The organism is Zunongwangia sp. (assembly GCF_048269745.1).
Lineage (GTDB): Bacteria > Bacteroidota > Bacteroidia > Flavobacteriales > Flavobacteriaceae > Zunongwangia.
Window position 1 is genome coordinate 1 of record NZ_JBLXIB010000007.1, and the last position, 18,929, is coordinate 18,929.

The window sequence follows — 18,929 nt, forward strand, 5'->3', positions numbered from 1 at the left end:
CTTCGTGTCATAATACAGTAAAATTAAAGTTATTTTTGAACTTAATTTACTGTCCTAATTTTTGGGGTATGATCATTATTTTATTTTTAAGTAGGTAAGTGTTTCTTTTAAAAATCAATAAATAAAATACCACTTTAAAATTATATTGTGTTGTTTGTTAGTTTTTTAGTGTTTGATGTCGAGAATTTTAATTAGATTTATCTGAAACTCAACTCAGGTATATTATGAATAGAATTTTATTAATTGTGATAGTTTTGATTAGTTCTTGTAATCAGAATACAAAATCAAAAAATGTAGTTGATGAAAAATCTTCTAAAAAATATACAGATACTATAACTGAAACGAATTTTGATTGGTTATTAGGCAAATGGAAAAGGCTTAATGAGCAAGAAGGAAAAGAAACTTTTGAAAATTGGGAAAAGAAAGACAGTACAGAATATCGTGGGATCGGATTTACATTACAAAATGGAGATGTTATAAAGCAAGAGAAAATGATGATTTCTAAAACAAATAATAATTGGAAGTTATCCGTAAAAACTTTGGAGGAACAAGAATCGACAGACTTTGAACTTATAAAAGCTAAACAGGAAGAATTTGTATTTGTAAACGATTCGATAGAATTTCCTAATGAGATTAAATATTGGAAAAAAGGAAATCGTTTATATGCTACTGTTAAAAATGACTCTATAAATGTTGATTTTGAATTCAAAAAAGACTAGTATTCATTAGTCTTAGAATTCGTGATTCTGAATTTTTAAATCAATTTAATTAACGTTATTCAATCACAACTTCTATAAATATTCTGATTATAAATTACATTAATATAAATGTTCTCTCTACTGAAAATGGTACTTTTGAGGTTAAAATAAAGGTATGAATTCTAGAGAGAAGCAATTAAAAGCATTTGGTCGTTTATTAACTATTATGGATGAGCTTAGGGAGCAATGCCCTTGGGATAGAAAGCAAACTATGGAAAGTTTACGCCATTTAACCATTGAAGAAACTTACGAGTTGGGTGATGCTATTTTAGATAAGGATCTAGATGAGGTAAAGAAAGAGCTCGGAGATTTGCTATTACATTTAGTATTTTATTCAAAAATAGGAAGCGAAACTAACGATTTTGATATTGCAGATGTTGCTAACGGAATTTGTGAGAAATTAATAACAAGGCATCCTCATATTTATGGTGATGTAACAGTTGCAGACGATAAAGATGTTAAAAAGAATTGGGAAAACATCAAACTTAAAGAAGGAAGGAAAAGTGTGTTAGAAGGTGTGCCTAAGTCTTTACCAGCTATGGTAAAAGCAGATCGAATACAAGAAAAAGTATCTGGTGTTGGGTTTGATTGGGAAGAACCACAACAAGTATTCGAGAAGTTGCAGGAAGAGCTGGCAGAATTTCAAGAGGAAGTAACCCAAAACAATCAGCAAAAAATGGAAGCTGAATTTGGGGATGTTTTATTTTCAATGGTGAACTATGCACGATTTCTAAATATAAATCCTGAAAATGCCTTAGAGCGAACTAATAAAAAATTCATAAAGCGTTTTCAGTATTTAGAAACAAAAGCAGCTGAAAAGAACACTAGTCTAAAAGATATGGATTTAGCAGAAATGGATGTGTTCTGGAATGAAGCTAAACAAAACGATTAATATAATGCATTAAACTATTTCTAAAGGTAAACTTTCGGTAGAATAAGTTGCCACAATTTCTTCAGCTTTTTCCTTAGTGAAATAATATTTGTAGCCAGCTGGAGCAAATACCGGATATTTACCTTCTGGATTTTCTTTGCTTTTGTGCCGGAAATTATAACCTGCTAAATACAAAGAAACTCCTCTAACTTTGATTTTATAAATAGGCCGATGCTTCGCATTATGAAACCAAGTTTTAATAGTTTCTTTATCAGGTTCCATTTCCCAAGTTAATTTTTCTTCATGCAATACGTCTCCATTTTTAGGAACGTCAGTAAATAATAAATCAAAATTATGAACATAACAACTCAGTAAAATGCGATCATCCAAAATAACTGCAGGAGCATGTTTATTTCCAATTATGGTAATATTAACCTCACAATCTATAATTTCAGGGAAGTAATTTTCAAAAAAATGTTCCAGTTTTTTATTTCTTCTTTGTATCGCTTTTTCTGTAATCATATTCTTTATTTATAAATCAATTATTCCAATACCATTGGTATTTTTAATTTCAGTCATAACAAAAGTACTATGGGTACTTCCAATACTTTTTACGCTGCCTAATTTATTGAAAACAAAATCCTGATAATGCTTCATATTTTTGGCATATACCTTTAAAATAAAATCGAAATCTCCCGAAATATTATAGCATTCTACAATTTCATCAATACTCATAATGTCTTTTACAAACGCATTACCAATACTTTTGTCGTGTTTTTTTAATTTTATATTACAAAATACAATAAATCCCTGATGTAATTTTTCAGCATTTAAAATGGCTATATATTTTTTAATGTAACCTTTTTTTTCCAATCGTTTTATTCGTTCAAAAACTGGTGAAGCCGAAAGGTTTACTTTTTCTGCCAGTTGCTTGGTAGTATAGTTAGAATTATGATGTAGTATTTTTAGTAAACGTAGATCGATGATATCTAGATTTTCCATAGTATGATTTTCCGTAAGTCCACTTAAAATGGAGGGATAAAGATAAAAAAATCTTCAAATATTTAAAATATAGATTATATAACTGAAATAGATGATTTTTAAGGTTTTTTTAAGTGTAATAGATAGGTTTGTAAAGAACATTTAACCAAATATTATCTAATTATGTGTACAATATCTCATGCTCCATTTAGAGCAGAAGCAGTTGGAAGCTATTTACGACCAGAACGTTTAAAAAATTCCAGAATTGCTTATTTTAATAATGAAATATCTATTGAAGAATTAACTAAAATTGAAGATGAAGAGATTACCAATCTTGTTGAAAAGCAAATAGAATGCGGTTTAAAAGCTGTAACCGATGGTGAGTTTAGAAGATCTTGGTGGCATTTAGATTTTATGTGGCATTTGGATGGAATTCAAAAAATTGAAGTAGATAAGGGATATCAATTTAAAGATGTAGAAACGAGAGCAGAATCGGCTAGTGTAGTTGGTAAAATTCAATTTTCAGAAAATCATCCTTTTTTAGCTCATTTTGAATTTTTAAATAAGTTGGCTAAAGAAAAAGGAGTAACAGCTAAACAAACAATTCCTGCTCCGGCACAATGTTACGCGGAATTAGTGAGGCTTGATAATCTAGATGAAGCTAAAAAAGTTTACCCAAATTTAAATGATTTAGAAACCGATCTAATTAAAGCCTATACCGATTTTATTTTTGCGTTATACAACAAAGGTTGCCGCAATTTGCAATTAGATGATTGTACCTGGGGAATGTTATGTGATGCTAATTTCTGGAATAAAATGGCAGGAGAAGATTACGATCCTGAAGAATTAATAGATCGTCATTTGGCATTAAATAACGCGGTATTAGAAAAGTTACCTGAGGATTTAACTGTAAATACGCATGTATGTCGCGGAAATTATAAATCTACTTGGGCATCTTCAGGAGGATACGGAAGAGTAGCTGAGAAACTTTTTGGAAAAGAAAATGTTAATGCCTATTACCTAGAATTTGATACTGATCGATCTGGCAGTTTTGAACCTTTAAAAGAAATTCCTCCTCACAAAAAAGTAGTTTTAGGATTGTTAACTTCTAAAAATCCTACTTTGGAAGATAAGGAACTAATTAAGGCTAGAATTAAAGAAGCAACTAATTATGTGCCTTTAGAAAATTTATATTTGAGTCCACAATGTGGTTTTGCTTCAACAGAAGAAGGAAATATATTAACGGAAGAAGAACAATGGAATAAAATGAAATTGATAAATGAAATTGCTTCAGAAGTTTGGGGAGAATAATTATAAATATATAATCTAAAATATTGATTTTGAGTCCGTTTTTTATAACGGACTTTTTTTGTGCTTAGTTGAAATAATACTTCTTCAAAAATTAATCGATTCTTTTTTACCAATAATCGATACTTATTGTTTAGTTATCTAATTAATTGATAATTAGTTTAATACTGTCTTTATATTTGTTGAAGAGCTAACCAAAATCTATTTAAGCCATGAAACAAAAATTACTTTTACTTTTCTCGATTTTAAGTTTTAATCTCTATGCACAAGATTATCAGTTTTTAGGTACATATACAGCAGATGGAGTGCCTAATTATCTAGATGGCAGAGATAAGATATCGGCTGAAACCATACAAATGATAAACGATGCACTTCCAGAAGGTTATCCGGTTCCTGATTATAACCCTCACTATATCTCTGCTGGTTACGACACCGATATCGTTTTAGATAAAGATGCAGATGTTTGGGTAACTTTTGTTCAAGAAGGTGCAGGCTATAAAAACGTATTAGGCTTTTATACTTATGATAGTAATAAACCACAGCCATCAAAACCAACCCCAGAAGAAATCACCATAATTTTTCCAAATGTTTCAGCACAGGGTTCAGGAGGAGGCTTATTGGTAGGTGATAAAGTAAAAATAGGAAGATTTACTGCCGGAACCGGAATAGGTTGGGTATTACTAGCTAATGGATGGAAAAATGGAGCGGTAACGTCTGGTCATTGGCAAGTGTTTTCAAATCCGGACTATAATCCGGAATCCGATCCAGATTTAAAGCCTCATAATGTATTATTAGCTGATGAGGAAAATGAACGAATCATTTTAGGGTTTGAAGATATTAGAAGAGATTATTCTAGTTGCGATCAAGACTTTAACGATGCATTATTTTATGTAACTGCCAATCCCTACGATGCAATTCGAACTGAAAATTTTGTAGATGTAAAATCGGCTACCGATGTAAGTTCAGCCAACGACGGTGGATTAGAAAGTAACGGAGATTTAGCACGCTTAATTGCTAAAAGAAACTTTAATCGGATTAAAAATAATTCATTTAAAAACACAAAAAGTAAACAAGTAACTTATAAAGCTCAGAGTCAATTTATCAAAAATTCGCAGGTTAATCTGGAATCCCTACTACCAGAAACCGGAATGTTTGGCTCTGAGCGCGCATACGAGTCGAGTCCTGAAGATTTATTAGCCATTACAAATGCTACTGAGATTTTCTCGGTAGATTATTACCAGGACCAAAAAAGAGTGGCTGCTGCACTAGCTAGCCACACTGAAGGCTCAATTTACGATCATTCTAAAGTAATTTGTGATCGGTTAAATGGTTCTAGCTTAGAAGATATTAGAACAATAAAATTAGCAGGTCATCGCATTATAATGATTAAAGTATTGCGAAGAACGGGGCAATTAGAATATGCACTCAATTTCTCGATACAAATGAATGCCGGAATGAATACACTTTTTAGTTATTGGAATATTGGTGATTATCCTAAAGGGAATTATGCTAATTTCCAAGTATGGGGTGGTACAATGGGCCAAGTAAGTACCATAGCAAAACATATTATCGAAAGTTTTACCAATACACAAGGTTTGAAAGTAGATAATCAATCGAAAACAGTACCCGGTGTATTTGTAAAACAAGGAATTTATAAAAATGGAAAAATTCATTTAAAGCTTAGAAATAATAGTAATGCTTCATTAATGCAAGTAACAGCAAATGCACGAGCTACTGAATTGGCTGCTGAAGAAACTTTTCAGCAAAATATTGCGCTACAAGGAAATTATGAAGAAGAAGTTATTTTGAATATAGGCGGAATTTTTGATGCTGGTTTAGAAATACAAGCAGAAGGTAGCCAAAAAACAGATGCACTTTATTTGGCTGATGGCCCTTGGGGAATAGATTATAACGAATCAGAAACAAAAATTTCAGAATTTGAATTAGAAGCATCCGAGATCGAAAATAGCGATGCTGCTACTTATCATATAGAGCGAAATGCGAAAATTAGTGGGGACATTTATGGAACGTTAAATATTTTCAGAAATATTCTACCAGGAGATCTCAGTTTTTATCCTGAAAATTTTGAAGCTATAGCGTTTAATTTACAACATTCTGTTCCTGTAGAAGTGATATTAGTATCTGAAAATTTAACTGACTGGGATAAAAGATATCGATACACTATTGAAAGTTCAGAAAATACTAAAGCGTATAATATTCGATTAACAGATTTTAAAAATGATTCAGGGCAATTTGATGGAAAACAAGCATTAAAAGGTATTGTATTTTCAGTAAAGGGCGATTATAAACAATTTAAGACTTTTACAGTGAATGTAGCGGATGTTAAGTTTACTGATTTTATTGAAATTCCTCAAAATGAAAAGCCAATAGCAGTGGTAGAAACACCTGATAAAAAAGCGTATAACTATCCAAATCCGTTTAGAGGAAGCACCAATTTAGTGTTGCCAAAATCGGGAAAGCAAGCTAAAGTAACAATATTCGATATGGGAGGTAGAGTAGTACATCAAGAAGAATATGTATTACAGCATGCAGAAATAGAAGTTCCTTTACAGTTACATGGAGTTTCACCAGGAATGTATCACAGCATAATAAAAGTAGATAATAACGATACTATGAATGTTCGTTTAATTATAAAATAAAATGTTTGATTAGTTTTGTTGGTTAGGTTGAAAAATGCCGGTGCACTATGCTCCGGCATTTTTTGTATTAAAATCGAAAAGTTATAGCTCTTTATTTATAAAAAATGGCATATTTATCTAGTAGCTTAGATGCTTGTTTTACAATAGATAAACAATTTTTATGTTAGTATATTTTATTCCGAATGTAGCATGTTTATTTTTTTTTAAAATTTGAGGACAAGACCAAAAAAGCTAGTCTAATGACACAAGAAGTATATCAAAAAGCAATACAATTTGCCGGAGGGAAATATCAAAATCAAAAAGTCCCACGAACAAATTCTAATTATTTAGTACATATTTCTAAAGTAGCTATGGAAGTAATTCTTGCTTACAATTCAGCTAATAACTTCAATCTAAATTATACCATACAATTGGCGATTCTTCATGATACTTTAGAAGATACTGAAACTAACTTTTCAGAATTATCTAACCAATTAGGAAATAGAAGTAGTACCCTCCAAAACATTGGGCAAAAGATAAAATTGTAGATTATATAAATGAAGCAAAATTGATTAATGAAATGCTACAGGACAAGAATAACTATTTAGATGAAAGATTGCAATAAAAAATAATAGCGTACAAGAAATTCACGGAATAGTAGTCTATTAATTTAACATCGTGAAAACAACTTCATAATTATATTATAAAAATAGGTCGTGAGAAGAATAAACTAACAGTATACTTGTTATAAAAATAAATAATTGAAAATATAAAACTGCCAGTTTAATTCTATTTCAGTTTTAGTAAAGCTATCTTTAATAGCTTTGAAAGCTAAATTATGTTTAATAATCCAATGAAAAAGAGACTATTATTAATACTACTACTATTATTAATTATTCCTGTGATACTAGTTTTTCTATCTAATTATTCAATAGAGAAAAATGCTGAAAATAAAACCTATTCAGATTCTTCAGAAATCAATAAAAATAAGGTTGGCCTTGTTTTGGGAACAGCAAAAAAATTAAAAAATGGTCAGATTAATTTATATTTTCAATATCGAATAGATGCGACTGTTGAGCTTTATAAAAAGGGTAAAATAGATTTTGTTTTAGTAAGTGGGGACAATGGAAATGAAGATTACGATGAACCTACAGATTTTAAAAATGAACTTATTAAAAGAGGAATTCCGGAACATAAAATTTATCTAGATTACGCTGGTTTTCGAACCTTAGATTCTGTGGTAAGAGCTAAAAAAATATTTGGAAAAAAAAGTATCACGATTATCTCCCAAAAATTCCATAATGAAAGAGCGATTTATTTAGCCGAAAAAAATGGAATTTCGGCAATTGGATTTAATGCAAAAGATATAACCGGAAAAAGTGGTCTTAAAACTCAAGTTCGAGAATATTTTGCAAGAGCAAAAGTTTTCTTTGATATTTTGTTTGGTGTAAAACCTAAATTTTTAGGAAAAAAGATTGAAATAAAGTAGATTAATTATTCTCTCAAAATAGCAGTTTCACGATTTTGATTTCGTGAAACTGCATTACTTTTAATATTTCTATTTAAATATTATAAAAACTATTTTTAAAATCCAAAATGGATGAAATAGGTATCCTTTTTATTGTGTTTTAAAAATTGGTTTACTTAAAAAAATCCACTTTAATCGTAATCCGAACTCGGTAAATGTAAACCCAGCAGCTGTTGCAGAAGCTATATTACTTCGTGTGCCGTATAAATTGGTAATTAAACGTTCTGAAAATTTGTAGCCAAATTTACCTTGAACTCGATAGGTAGATTGTTTAGCGTCATCTTCAATAAATTGGTAACCGGCAGCAGCAGTTAATCCGTAATACCATTCTTTTGGTTGAGCGGCATTTTCACCTTTCATAAAATCTACAAACAATTCAACAGCATTAAAATGTGATGGACTAAAATAAATTTCCGGAACCTGATTTTTAAAACTTAAATACTGGTAATTTATACCTCCTTTAAGCACCGGTTTCGATAAGAAGTTGTAATACAAACTAGTAAATAGTAAGTTTCTGCTATTATTATCGGTTTGCGAACTATAAAAATACTGCGTAAACCAGCCCAAATTAATATTGGTACCCATGTTATAATTTAAATAGTAATTGTTTACTCCAATCTCACGATCTAATAAATCAGCATTAAAATCTTGCACTTCTCTATAATATCCAACCTCTAGATCTTGTAATTTATAAGGTTTTATTTTGAAAAATGCGCGTGCTAAAAACTGATCGTAATCTTTACTGAATGATTTAGCAGAATTAACACCAGCCATTACATGAAAGCTAGCTTTTGAATGAAATTGATAACTAGCTCCTAGGCTAAAATTATTAGCGGTAGCTTCATTATTAGTAACCGAATTCTTTGTTTTTCGATGTTTATAATTAGCATTCACTTTCCACTTAGTACTCAATGGAAATAGAATTTCTGTAGTGGTAGAATAAGCTTTGTTATCACCATTATCGAATGTATAGCTTATTTTTTCTTCTACGGAAGGGGAGAAGTTCCGATCGAGTTTATTTTTAAAATTAGTTGCATCCTTTTGATTAGGAAAAACTTCTAATGTTTGATAAACGGCTTGGTAAGATTCAATACTTTCTCCATTAGCAAAATAAGCATTAGAAATCCCTAAATTACCATCGAAAGAAGCGCTATCTTTTTCTAAAATTTGCTGATAATCGTCAATACTTTCTTTAAAATCGCTTCGGTACATGCCTAAGGTAGCTCGTAAAGCCAAAATCCAATTTTTAGGGCCGTATTCTTCAATAAGAGTATTAATATAAGTTTCACCTTTTTTAAAACTTTTATTCCATACGAGAGTTTGTCCGTATCGTTCTTTAGAACTTTTAACAAGCGTAGAATCCTTTAAAATATTAGCCTTTTGTAAAGCCATTTTAGCTAATTTTTGGGCTTCTTTTTCGTCTTCGGCAATATGTGCGGCTAAAGCCATTCCGTTGTAAGCAACTACGCTGTCTTTAGGAGTAGTGGCCAACTCTAAATACACATTCTTTGCTTTATCACTTTCTTTAGTGATTAAATAAATATTGGCTTTATTTAATAAAGTTTCTCGGTCAGCACTAAAATCTTCTAAATTTTCATTTAGTAGAGAAATTGAACCTTCATAATCTTGATTTTGCATTTTTTGATAGGCAAATCCTAGTCGAATATATTTTTTGGAGACCATAGCGTTAGGGTTGCCAGGAGAAACTCCTAAAGCTTTATTTATGTAGTCTAAAGCTTTATCGTAAGTTTTTAAATTCGATAATGTATTGGCATATCCCAATAATGCCGCAAAGTTTTCTGGATATTCTTCAACTAAATTTTTGTAATATGCTTCGGCTGCTGTATAATTTTTACCCCATAACATTGATTCTGCATAATTTAACTTCACTTCAATATCATCTGGATAAACTTCTAGTAGTTTTGAAAATAGATTAGTAGCCTTTTCAGGTTGTCCATTTAATCCAACAGCTCTTCCGTAGCAGAGCTTTGCTGTTTTATCATCAGGAAAGTCTTCTAGGATTTTTTCAAAAAAAGGTTCTGCTTCTTTAAAATTTCCATTTTCTAAGTAAGTGAATCCTTTTTGCATGTCTTGAGCATGTACAAAATAAGATCCAAATATGATGAAAATCAATAAGTTAATGTTTTTCATAATTTGGGTTGAATTTTAATGCAAGTTAAGTAGGTTTAGTCTTACTTTCATCTAAACAAACTTTCCACTCATCGAAATAGCTGCTTTTTATAACGTTAGTATATAGATATTTGTGTTGAAACCTAATCTCTAATCTAATGAAAATCACATTATCTCAATTAAAGATAAGAAAAATTACGCCAGAACAGTTTTTTATGTTGAGTGCAATGGCTGTAAATGGTGGGAATTATTTATATAATCTCTTATTAGGGAGAATTTTAGGGCCGCAGCAATTTGCTAATGCAGCCATTCTTATCACCTTTTTGTTAGTCTTATCTTTCGTAGCAATGACCTTCCAATTAAGTGTTGCTAAATTTACCGCAGGTTACGAAACACATAAGCAGCTTCACTTTTTAAATTATGTAAAAAAAGCATCTCTACTAATAGGGATTGTTGCCTCGTTAGCTGTAGTTATTTTTGCAGGACAATTGCAACAAGTATTCCATACCGATAGTAAATGGATGTTTATAATTTTTGGACTAGGAATTCCTGTTTATTTTTTAATGAGTGTAAACAGAGGGTTTTATCAAGGAAATAAAAGTTTTTATAAACTATCGGTTACGTATCAAGCAGAGATGTTTAGTCGGTTATTTATTACAATTCTTCTAGTTGTGTTATTAACAACTAATAATTCTTCGAACTTAGTAGCTTTAGGGATTTTAATCTCATTTATATTTGGTTTAATGCCTTTTAAAAACAGCGGTAAGTTATTTTCTAACAAAATAGAATTAGAAGCTTCTGAGGTTAAAAATTTAGTTCATTTTATTGCTATAACCGCATTTTATGAGTTTACTCAAATTATAATCAATAATAGTGATATATTATTAGTTAAACATTATTTTCCCTCTTACGAGGCCGGTTTATATGCCTCTTTAGCGCTTATTGGTCGGTTAGTGTATTTTGTAGCTTGGATGTTTGTTATGATTTTATTACCAACCGTTGTACAGCGAAAAAAACGAGGAGAAGATACATTACCTGTATTATTTAGATACATAGGTTTTGTGTGTATCTTGGCTGCAACTATTATTGGTTTAACTTACTTTTTTCCAGAATTTATAATTAATATTATGTTTGGTGAAGCTTATGTAAGTATGGCTTCTTTGTTATGGAAATATGCTTTAGCAACTTCTCTATTTGCTATATCTAACGTTTTTGTATATTACTTTTTATCTTTAGATAAATACTGGCCGGTGGCACTTTCTGGAGTATTTGGAATAGCACAAGTAGTAAGTATCTTATTATTTCATGAATCTTTAGCTCAAGTAGTTAATGTGCAAATAAGTATTATGTTAGGTTTATTAGGAGTACAATTAGTGTATTTCTTTTATCAGCATAAATCAAAAACTCGTCTAAAGTAAATTGTCATTCAACGAATAAAGTATTAAAAGATAGCAAGATAGCTGCATATTTGAATCATCTAAAAAACCTAAATCATGAAATTAGCCATTGTAACAGCATTTCCGCCAAGCAAAGTAACTTTAAACGAATATGGATATCATTTGGTTAAAAACTTTGCAGCAAAAAAAGATGTAGAAGAAATTGTTTTAATTACCGATTATACAGAAGCTGATAAACAATTAGATTTTGAGAACAGTGAAAAAATTACAATCAAGCAATGTTGGAAATTTAACGATTATAAAAATGTTGCTACAATTTATAAAGCAATAACTAAAGAAAAGCCAGATGCTATTTTATTCAATCTTCAGTTTATGAAGTTTGGAGATAAAAAAGTTGTAGCAGCTTTGGGCTTATTACTACCAATGATATTTAAATTGAAGAATGCAGCGACTATTGTATTGTTACATAATATTTTAGAAACGGTAGATTTAGGTAAGGCAGGTTTTACATCTAATAGATTGATGCAAAAAATGTACAATTTTATTGGTGCTAGTTTAACTCGATTAATTTTACAAGCAGATACAGTTGCCGTTACGATAAGTAAGTACGAAGAAATTTTAAAATCTAAATATAAGAAAGATAATGTGGTTTTAATTCCGCACGGATCTTTTGAAACACCACCAGAGCCAACTTACGATTTGCCGGAAGGACCTAAAAAAATAATGACTTTCGGAAAGTTTGGAACTTATAAAAAAGTAGAAATATTAATTGAAGCTGTAGAAAAATTAAGAAAAGATATAAATGAAGAGTTAGAAATTGTAATAGCCGGAACGGACAGCCCAAATACCCCTGGATATATTGATAGCATGAAAAAGAAATATTCGGCAGTCCCTAATCTTACGTTTACGGGTTATGTAGAAGAAAAAGATGTTCCGGTTATTTTCAGTGAAAGTGCTGTAGTGGTTTTCCCATATAGTTCTACTACAGGAAGCTCTGGTGTACTTCACCAAGCAGGAAGTTACGGTAAAGCAGTAGTATTACCAGATTTAGGAGATTTAGGAATTCTTGTACGAGAAGAAGGGTATAGAGGGCAATTTTTTAAGCCTGAAAGTTCAGAATCTTTAGCAGAGGCTATTGGATCAATTATCGCTAACGATGGGTATCGAGTAGATTTAGGTAAGAAAAATTACAAGGCATCTTGCTCTTTACCAATGGAAGAAATAGCTGAAAGATATCTTGATCAATTTCAAAAGATAACAGATAAAAAAGTAAAAAAAAGTAGTGTAAATATGATATAGAATTGGTTAGTTAGTTAGGTTTTTATGATTGATGTACTTAAAAGCAGGCTTAGGCATTCCCTGGAGATCTATAAATCCAAAATGCTTTTGTCTGCTTTTTCTCCATGGACGAATTCCTACCACATCAGTAGGAACTTTAGGAAAATCGTATAAGGTCCAAGACATAAATGCTAAATCTTTTTCCTTAAAAAAGGACTGTATTTTTTGATGATAATTAGCTTGATCTTCTTCATCATCTCCAAAAAAGTTCCACAAACCATGATAGGAACTCATACCGAATTCTTGTAGCACTAAGGGTTTATTTACCTTTTTTTGCAAGATAGAATAGTCTTCTTCTAATTTATCTAAATCTTTGTAAAAGTGAAAAGAAACAAAATCTAGTTTATTTTGTAATTTTTCAGCAATATCTGGTGTAGACCATCCTATAGTAAGCAGGTGGTTAGGATCGGTTTTTCGAATTTCACTTGTTAAATGCGAAAGCCATTCTAAAACTAATTCTTCACCACGAGAATCGAAATCAAGATCGGGTTCATTTTTTAAATCCCATGCTATTATTGCAGGATGATTTTTAAATGTTTCAACAATTTGGCGAGCATGCTCAAAAGTAAGTGTCCAATCTAACACCGAATAATTTCCGTAGAAATCGAATAATGTAACCACAACTTTTAAGCCTTCTTCTTCTGCAACATTTAAAAGTGTATTTAATTTTTGCAATTTTTCAGGAACAACATCAGCTTTCCCAAAATCTTCATATTGTATAAAAATACGGATACTGTTAAGCGATGCATCTTTTATGATTTTAAAATCTTTCCGAAGAGTATCTTCAGAAAAATTATCACCAAAAAGATCCCAAGCAGAATGTTGTGGATAATAATTAATTCCTTTAATTGAAAATGGCTTATTTTCAATATAAATTTTACCGTTTTTAACGCTTGCTATTTTACTGGAAATCGTAGAATCTTGGTTTGGTGTAGCTAATTCTTTTTGAAGATGACGAATACGCCAGAAACCGTCTTCTAACAAAAGCATTACCTTATAATTAGCGGTATCTTGATGGGTGAATAACTTTTGATTGTTTTCATAAACTTCTTGATATTCTATTACATTTTTATCGGTTATTACTACTAATTGTCCATCGGCACTGTAAAACTCTAAATCGGGTTCGTGCTGTAGCGTTGTAGCTTCAAAATGAATATTATTTTCTTCATTATATGCAATAGTTTCAAATAAGTTAACACGAGAACTGTCGGTATAATAATCTTCAATTCCATACGGGTTATTTGTTTTATAAGCTACCTCTTTTACATACCAAGCATTTAAGTAGTCTTGTTGGATTTCGCCTAAGGTTTGTAATTCCATAGGTCTGCCAGGATTTACCGTATCTCCCCAAGTTATTTTCGGTAAATAAACATCTTTACTTAAAACTTCGGTATGTAGCATTCCGGTACGATCTGCACCCGTATTAAGCCAAGCAAGAACAGAGCTTATACCGAAAAGAATTAATCCATTTAGAGCAATAAATGTGATAATAAGCCCTGCACGGTAAATATTTTTTGTGATTTTATTTTCCATAAAATGTTCTTCCTATTGGTTTTTCAATTCCGAGTGCTTTTACAATAAAATGATAGCTTTTTTCAGGATAAAAACTTTCTTGCAACCTAAAAGTAACTAAACCATCGTTAGAAGTTTCGTGTTTAGTATCTACTAATTCATTTTCATGATATACCATAAGTGTAACTTGTGCACCATCTGGAATTAACTGATTCATAAAACTATGAAGCGGACCTACTTGAATTATACGATTATTTTCTGAAAAATTAATATTGAAATTCTTTAAAACCGATCTGAATTGTAATGAAATTTCATCACTTTCTGAAAGACCCGTTACATAGGCTTTTACCGACCAACTTTCAGGATGGTCCGGATGAATTGTTTTAGCAGTTGCTATACCATTAATAGTAGTTCCTCGCGTGGTTAAAATTAGATTTTCTTTGTTTTTAATATAAAAAGTAACAAAAGTACCATCGCTTACTACATTACCCCATTCGTCTCTAATTATTGATGTTGTAAAAGTAGCGACCTGATTTCCATCAGCAAAATCATGATTTCTAGTTGATTGAATAGTGAAATCTGTTGCGTTAGAAGGTAATACATTACTGGTTAATTCAATAGAGTTTATCCCATTTACTTCAGAAGAAATATGAATATCTCCTGTTTTTCGGTACGATGGAATATTTTTCCAAGCCATAAATTTTTCCATATACACTGTTATTGTATCTATATTTAGATAAAACTGTCTGTGAATATTAACGGTTGTACTATCGGGAAGCGGATTATCAAAGGCATCGACTGGAGCTATTACTAACATTGAATAATCTCTATCTCCAGCTTGAATACTTCTTGGTCCAAAATAACTTTCTATAGTAGGCTCTGTATTTAAGCTTGGTTTTATAATGAGTTGTCCTTCTGCTACTTTTTTATTCTTTTCAATAAGAAACCAATTTAAAGCACCAGTTTTGTTAGTTAGAAATTCTGGAAACTGAAATTTAGCTGTTTTTTTATTGAATTTGGGTTTTAAAACAGTTTGTGAATAAGAATGATGTATATATAATTTTAAAGCAGCTGTATCTTTAATATTGAATGTTAAGTTTATTGGTTTGCCAGCTACAAATTCAGTGTTTTTTGTTAGTAGAATTGGAGGTTCACTCTTGTTTTCTTCTGAAAAAAGAGTAAAAGAAATGTCTATAATGGCTATTAATATTACTAAACTTATAGTGACTAGTCGTTTCATTATTTAGGATTTCCTACGTAATTATTAATTTTAATATTTAGATAATTAAAGCCTTTACCATCTACGTTTTGTAATTGTTCTTTTATATGATTCTCATTTCGATTTGGTATTACTTTTTTAGCGATTTCTGAATTTGGCAAGCCATTTACAAAAATATTTTTCATGGAACTATTAATAACTTCTACATCATTAATATTTGGTAATTCCTGATTAAAGTATTGTTTTCGCTGTACGCGAACTCCTTCTCGCATAAAAGTATGGCCAACCCAAATAAGCTCTTTTTCTTCATTATAAAAAGAAAAAATAAGTTCGGGTATAGTAACTTCTTGAATACCATAATTAAATAAAGTTCCGGTAATTTGTTGATTTTTAAAAGAAACATCAGCTAAAGAGACCGATTTATATAAATCGGTATTAGCAACATTGGCAGCACATTGCAAGTTAAATTTAACTGGTGGTTCAGTTAATTTAATAGGCGTAAATTCATCCGGATTAAAAGTTTCTGGAATTTTATCATCTTTTCCTAACCAAGCAATGCCTTCAAAATCTACTCGAAAACTAGTAATTTCTTTTGGGAGTAATTTATGGCTCATTACGTATTTAGCATTGTAATTAGCTAATGCTTTGTTGTTTTCATTATAAAGTGTTCCTTTTATAACTACATCTGCCGGTACATTATCTACATTTTGAACTTCTCCGATAATTGCATAACGCTCTCCTTTTTTTACCAATTTAGCAGATAGTACTTCAAGTACTGGTTGTTTAAGTACATCTTGATGATAGGTTTGCTGTGTTGTTATTCGTCTTCGCCCATGATTGTAAAACTGAGTTAAGTTGTCTGAAAATAATTGATCAGGTGGAATATCGGTGTCGAATTTACTAGGTTTAATAAACCATTTACTATTAATTTTTATAAGTTCATGTTCATAGGTTTTGTCAATTTTTTCAAGAGGAGTTATCCAACGTGTATGTGCTAAAATTTTAGCGCTTTTTTTAGTTTCTTGAAGTACTTCTAAACCAATAGAATCCATTTTTGCATACGAGCTTAAAATGCCATCGGTAACTGAAACTTCTAACATATATTGGGCAATAGTAACATCGCTTTTTGGATCTAAATATGAATGAGCTCGTTCAAATTCTTTAAAATCGAGTGCATCATAATAAGCTTTTACCACATTTTGTGCGCTGATTTGTGTCGCATTTTTTACATAGAAAATATAAATCCCGTAAAAAATAATTCCACTTAAAATAACTGCCCAAATATGGCTATACTTAATTAATCGCCAATTAAAATTGTTATAAGGTGTTTTAAATTTTAAAAAGTCTGGTTTCGGGGGTAATTTGATTTTTAAGGTTTGGTACCATATAAACTGAATATTGATAAAAAAAGCAAGTAATACCGTTGTTACAGGGATAGTACCCCACATAATTTTTAAAAAAACAGGGACATCATCTTTTGGTAAAATTTTGCTGATAGGCGGGACGTTTAATTTTTCCCAAACCATGATTCCATTTTCAAGTTGTTGTAAGCGTTGCCAACCTGAGAAATAAAGAATGGGATCGTAAAATTTATCATTAGAAAATATATATTTTAGATTATATTTTTCGGGTACTGTTAGGAATTGCTGTAACGATCCAATTCCTTCAACACCTCTAAATTTAGAGTTTTCTAGGCGTTCTACAGCTCTAGTAGTTAATTCAGGAAGCCTTCGTGCGCTATGGTAATTTCCATCTACAGTAAGTGCATTTGTTTGTGCAGAAAGCCAGGCCATTTGGTCGCCAAAGCCTAAGGTTAAAAACCGCCAAGCATCATGTTGATCCTGACTCAGGAAATTGGTAATAGGTAGTGTTTTTATCTTTTGAGGTTGCATTGGTCTAAAATACCCTAATGTAACCGTAAACACTGTCATAAAAAGAAATAGGATAACTAAAAAAGCGCCTAAAACTCGGTGATATACTGCTCCTAATTTTTCTTGAATTTTCCATTTTAAGTCTCTTTCGGCAAAACGATATCCAAATTCACCAAATACGGGCAATGCCATAATAGAAGCCCAAAGTGTAAATCGATCTAGTGTTAAGATGTTAAATGCAGTATCGCCTAACATCATTTTTGGGATAGGAGTAGTGCCACCAGTTCCTAAAATAGCAAGTAAAGTAAATGATAGCCCGAAAAAGATATAGCGTTTTGAATAATATCGGTATAATATATATGGAAGTAAAAACATAAGTATCCCCCATGGAATTGTAAAGAATACTAAACCTGAAGAAGTTACTTCCAAAAAATTATCACGACTACCATGTGGTATTGGAACTTGCGTAATCGGATTTTTTTTAGAATTCACCCAGTAGGGTAGAATACATACAACAATAATGACTAAAGAGATTGCACCAAATGAAACAATCCGTTTAAAAGCTTGTAGAAATGAACTGAAGAATACTTTAAAAGTCACTTGTTTTATTGTAGGAACTTTCTCTCTGGACATGTCCATAACAGCCATTCCTATTAACGGAAAAATAAAAAACACCATACCAAAAATTGGGGTTACATGATGCGATGTAACGGTTACCGCTAGCAATGAAATTGCCCGAATTAAAGATCCTTTTTTTCCGGTTTTAATCCACATATAAATTTCGGGCATACAATGCATAAGTATAGAAACTCCAACAATACTTGGCAATTGCCCGAAAATATGAAGTGTTTCAACAAAAGACGATGAAAAAACGGCCAATAGCGCAGCATATCCGGCAGCGTTACGATTACCAAGCATCATTAAAGAAAACCGATATACTCCAGTTATAAATAATACAATCCCTATAATAGCAACGGTAAATAAGCCAAATTTTAATCCGCCAATATAACTGAGCAATCCCATAGCTTGATGAACTAAAGGAGGATAGCCCATTACGGTGAATCCTGTATACCATTCATAATTCCAAGGTTCCCACCAGCTATTAGCGTAATGGTCGGCAAAAAATAAATGTATTAAAGCATCGTAGGTGTTTTCAATAGTATAAAACACAGTAGTCCCATGGAAAAGTACACCAATTATTAATGCTGCAATTAAGTATTTATTTGTTTTTTCCTTCATTCCTTGAAAACCCTGTATGTTTTGCTATTTAAAAGTAAATATAAAGGAATCATTATTGCTATTCCAATTCATTTATCGATAGAAATTAACCTTTTGTCTTTAGAATTGCTTATTTTCATCTAATATAAGTTATAAGCG

Annotated in this window: 14 protein-coding genes; 8 read left to right on the forward strand and 6 right to left on the reverse strand. The window is 31.1% G+C overall.

The annotated features are described in order from the left end of the window. Nucleotides 1-224: 224 nt before the first annotated feature. Nucleotides 225-719 (forward strand): DUF6265 family protein, encoded by a 495-nt coding sequence (locus tag ACN0WI_RS09565; RefSeq protein ID WP_417886520.1) that lies wholly within the window; start codon nt 225-227, stop codon nt 717-719. Between the two features lie 154 nt (nt 720-873). Next, the gene (gene mazG, locus ACN0WI_RS09570; RefSeq protein WP_417886521.1) at nt 874-1,650 is read left to right on the forward strand and encodes a nucleoside triphosphate pyrophosphohydrolase; all 777 of its coding nucleotides are present in this window, start codon (nt 874-876) and stop codon (nt 1,648-1,650) included. 9 nt (nt 1,651-1,659) lie between these two features. Here mazG and ACN0WI_RS09575 read toward each other — a convergent pair whose 3' ends face one another. Both ACN0WI_RS09575 and ACN0WI_RS09580 read right to left on the reverse strand, forming a co-directional pair. Continuing rightward, a complete protein-coding gene (locus tag ACN0WI_RS09575) occupies nt 1,660-2,151 on the reverse strand; it encodes a hypothetical protein (protein ID WP_417886522.1) in 492 nt (163 codons plus the stop codon). Nucleotides 2,152-2,160: 9 nt separating this feature from the next. Then, a complete protein-coding gene (locus tag ACN0WI_RS09580) occupies nt 2,161-2,631 on the reverse strand; it encodes an Lrp/AsnC family transcriptional regulator (protein WP_417886523.1) in 471 nt (156 codons plus the stop codon). A 162-nt stretch (nt 2,632-2,793) separates the two neighbouring features. Between ACN0WI_RS09580 and ACN0WI_RS09585 the strand changes: the two genes are divergently transcribed. The 4 genes from ACN0WI_RS09585 to ACN0WI_RS09600 all read left to right on the forward strand — a co-directional run bounded on the left by ACN0WI_RS09585 (nt 2,794) and on the right by ACN0WI_RS09600 (nt 8,046). Then, nucleotides 2,794-3,921 (forward strand): 5-methyltetrahydropteroyltriglutamate--homocysteine S-methyltransferase, encoded by a 1,128-nt coding sequence (locus tag ACN0WI_RS09585; RefSeq protein WP_417886524.1) that lies wholly within the window; start codon nt 2,794-2,796, stop codon nt 3,919-3,921. 209 nt (nt 3,922-4,130) lie between these two features. Continuing rightward, complete coding sequence (locus tag ACN0WI_RS09590) at nt 4,131-6,578, forward strand: DUF4114 domain-containing protein (RefSeq protein ID WP_417886525.1); 2,448 nt, start codon at nt 4,131-4,133, stop codon at nt 6,576-6,578. Nucleotides 6,579-6,817: 239 nt separating this feature from the next. Beyond that, complete coding sequence (locus ACN0WI_RS09595) at nt 6,818-7,105, forward strand: hypothetical protein (RefSeq protein ID WP_417886526.1); 288 nt, start codon at nt 6,818-6,820, stop codon at nt 7,103-7,105. 290 nt (nt 7,106-7,395) lie between these two features. Beyond that, on the forward strand, nt 7,396-8,046 hold the full coding sequence (locus ACN0WI_RS09600) for a SanA/YdcF family protein (RefSeq protein WP_417886528.1): 651 nt from the start codon (nt 7,396-7,398) through the stop codon (nt 8,044-8,046). 129 nt (nt 8,047-8,175) lie between these two features. On the opposite strand, the gene ACN0WI_RS09605 is transcribed toward ACN0WI_RS09600, so the two are convergent. Beyond that, the gene (locus ACN0WI_RS09605) at nt 8,176-10,236 is read right to left on the reverse strand and encodes a tetratricopeptide repeat protein (RefSeq protein WP_417886529.1); all 2,061 of its coding nucleotides are present in this window, start codon (nt 10,234-10,236) and stop codon (nt 8,176-8,178) included. A 137-nt stretch (nt 10,237-10,373) separates the two neighbouring features. Between ACN0WI_RS09605 and ACN0WI_RS09610 the strand changes: the two genes are divergently transcribed. After that, nucleotides 10,374-11,633 carry an oligosaccharide flippase family protein gene (locus ACN0WI_RS09610; protein ID WP_417886530.1) on the forward strand — a complete coding sequence of 420 codons (1,260 nt, stop codon included), beginning with the start codon at nt 10,374-10,376 and terminating at the stop codon, nt 11,631-11,633. A 75-nt stretch (nt 11,634-11,708) separates the two neighbouring features. Continuing rightward, the gene (locus ACN0WI_RS09615; RefSeq protein WP_417886531.1) at nt 11,709-12,911 is read left to right on the forward strand and encodes a glycosyltransferase; all 1,203 of its coding nucleotides are present in this window, start codon (nt 11,709-11,711) and stop codon (nt 12,909-12,911) included. 6 nt (nt 12,912-12,917) lie between these two features. Here ACN0WI_RS09615 and ACN0WI_RS09620 read toward each other — a convergent pair whose 3' ends face one another. Genes ACN0WI_RS09620 through ACN0WI_RS09630 form a run of 3 tightly spaced genes read right to left on the reverse strand, consistent with a single transcriptional unit; the run spans nt 12,918 to nt 18,791 of the window. Then, nucleotides 12,918-14,483 carry a glycoside hydrolase family 2 TIM barrel-domain containing protein gene (locus ACN0WI_RS09620; protein ID WP_417886532.1) on the reverse strand — a complete coding sequence of 522 codons (1,566 nt, stop codon included), beginning with the start codon at nt 14,481-14,483 and terminating at the stop codon, nt 12,918-12,920. Continuing rightward, nucleotides 14,473-15,702 carry a hypothetical protein gene (locus tag ACN0WI_RS09625; protein ID WP_417886533.1) on the reverse strand — a complete coding sequence of 410 codons (1,230 nt, stop codon included), beginning with the start codon at nt 15,700-15,702 and terminating at the stop codon, nt 14,473-14,475. Before ACN0WI_RS09625 ends, ACN0WI_RS09620 begins: the two co-directional genes overlap by 11 nt. Beyond that, a complete protein-coding gene (locus ACN0WI_RS09630; RefSeq protein ID WP_417886534.1) occupies nt 15,702-18,791 on the reverse strand; it encodes a hypothetical protein in 3,090 nt (1,029 codons plus the stop codon). Before ACN0WI_RS09630 ends, ACN0WI_RS09625 begins: the two co-directional genes overlap by 1 nt. Nucleotides 18,792-18,929 lie beyond the last annotated feature (138 nt).

Bases quoted from the DNA above. Each gene is read 5' to 3' on its own strand.
- ACN0WI_RS09625 (WP_417886533.1), bottom strand. From the start codon at position 15,702: ATGAAACGACTAGTCACTATAAGTTTAGTAATATTAATAGCCATTATA.
- ACN0WI_RS09630 (WP_417886534.1), bottom strand. From the start codon at position 18,791: ATGAAGGAAAAAACAAATAAATACTTAATTGCAGCATTAATAATTGGT.
- ACN0WI_RS09585 (WP_417886524.1), top strand. From the start codon at position 2,794: ATGTGTACAATATCTCATGCTCCATTTAGAGCAGAAGCAGTTGGAAGC.
- ACN0WI_RS09580 (WP_417886523.1), bottom strand. From the start codon at position 2,631: ATGGAAAATCTAGATATCATCGATCTACGTTTACTAAAAATACTACAT.
- ACN0WI_RS09600 (WP_417886528.1), top strand. From the start codon at position 7,396: ATGTTTAATAATCCAATGAAAAAGAGACTATTATTAATACTACTACTA.
- ACN0WI_RS09615 (WP_417886531.1), top strand. From the start codon at position 11,709: ATGAAATTAGCCATTGTAACAGCATTTCCGCCAAGCAAAGTAACTTTA.
- ACN0WI_RS09620 (WP_417886532.1), bottom strand. From the start codon at position 14,483: ATGGAAAATAAAATCACAAAAAATATTTACCGTGCAGGGCTTATTATC.
- ACN0WI_RS09610 (WP_417886530.1), top strand. From the start codon at position 10,374: ATGAAAATCACATTATCTCAATTAAAGATAAGAAAAATTACGCCAGAA.
- ACN0WI_RS09590 (WP_417886525.1), top strand. From the start codon at position 4,131: ATGAAACAAAAATTACTTTTACTTTTCTCGATTTTAAGTTTTAATCTC.
- ACN0WI_RS09565 (WP_417886520.1), top strand. From the start codon at position 225: ATGAATAGAATTTTATTAATTGTGATAGTTTTGATTAGTTCTTGTAAT.
- ACN0WI_RS09575 (WP_417886522.1), bottom strand. From the start codon at position 2,151: ATGATTACAGAAAAAGCGATACAAAGAAGAAATAAAAAACTGGAACAT.
- ACN0WI_RS09605 (WP_417886529.1), bottom strand. From the start codon at position 10,236: ATGAAAAACATTAACTTATTGATTTTCATCATATTTGGATCTTATTTT.
- mazG (WP_417886521.1), top strand. From the start codon at position 874: ATGAATTCTAGAGAGAAGCAATTAAAAGCATTTGGTCGTTTATTAACT.
- ACN0WI_RS09595 (WP_417886526.1), top strand. From the start codon at position 6,818: ATGACACAAGAAGTATATCAAAAAGCAATACAATTTGCCGGAGGGAAA.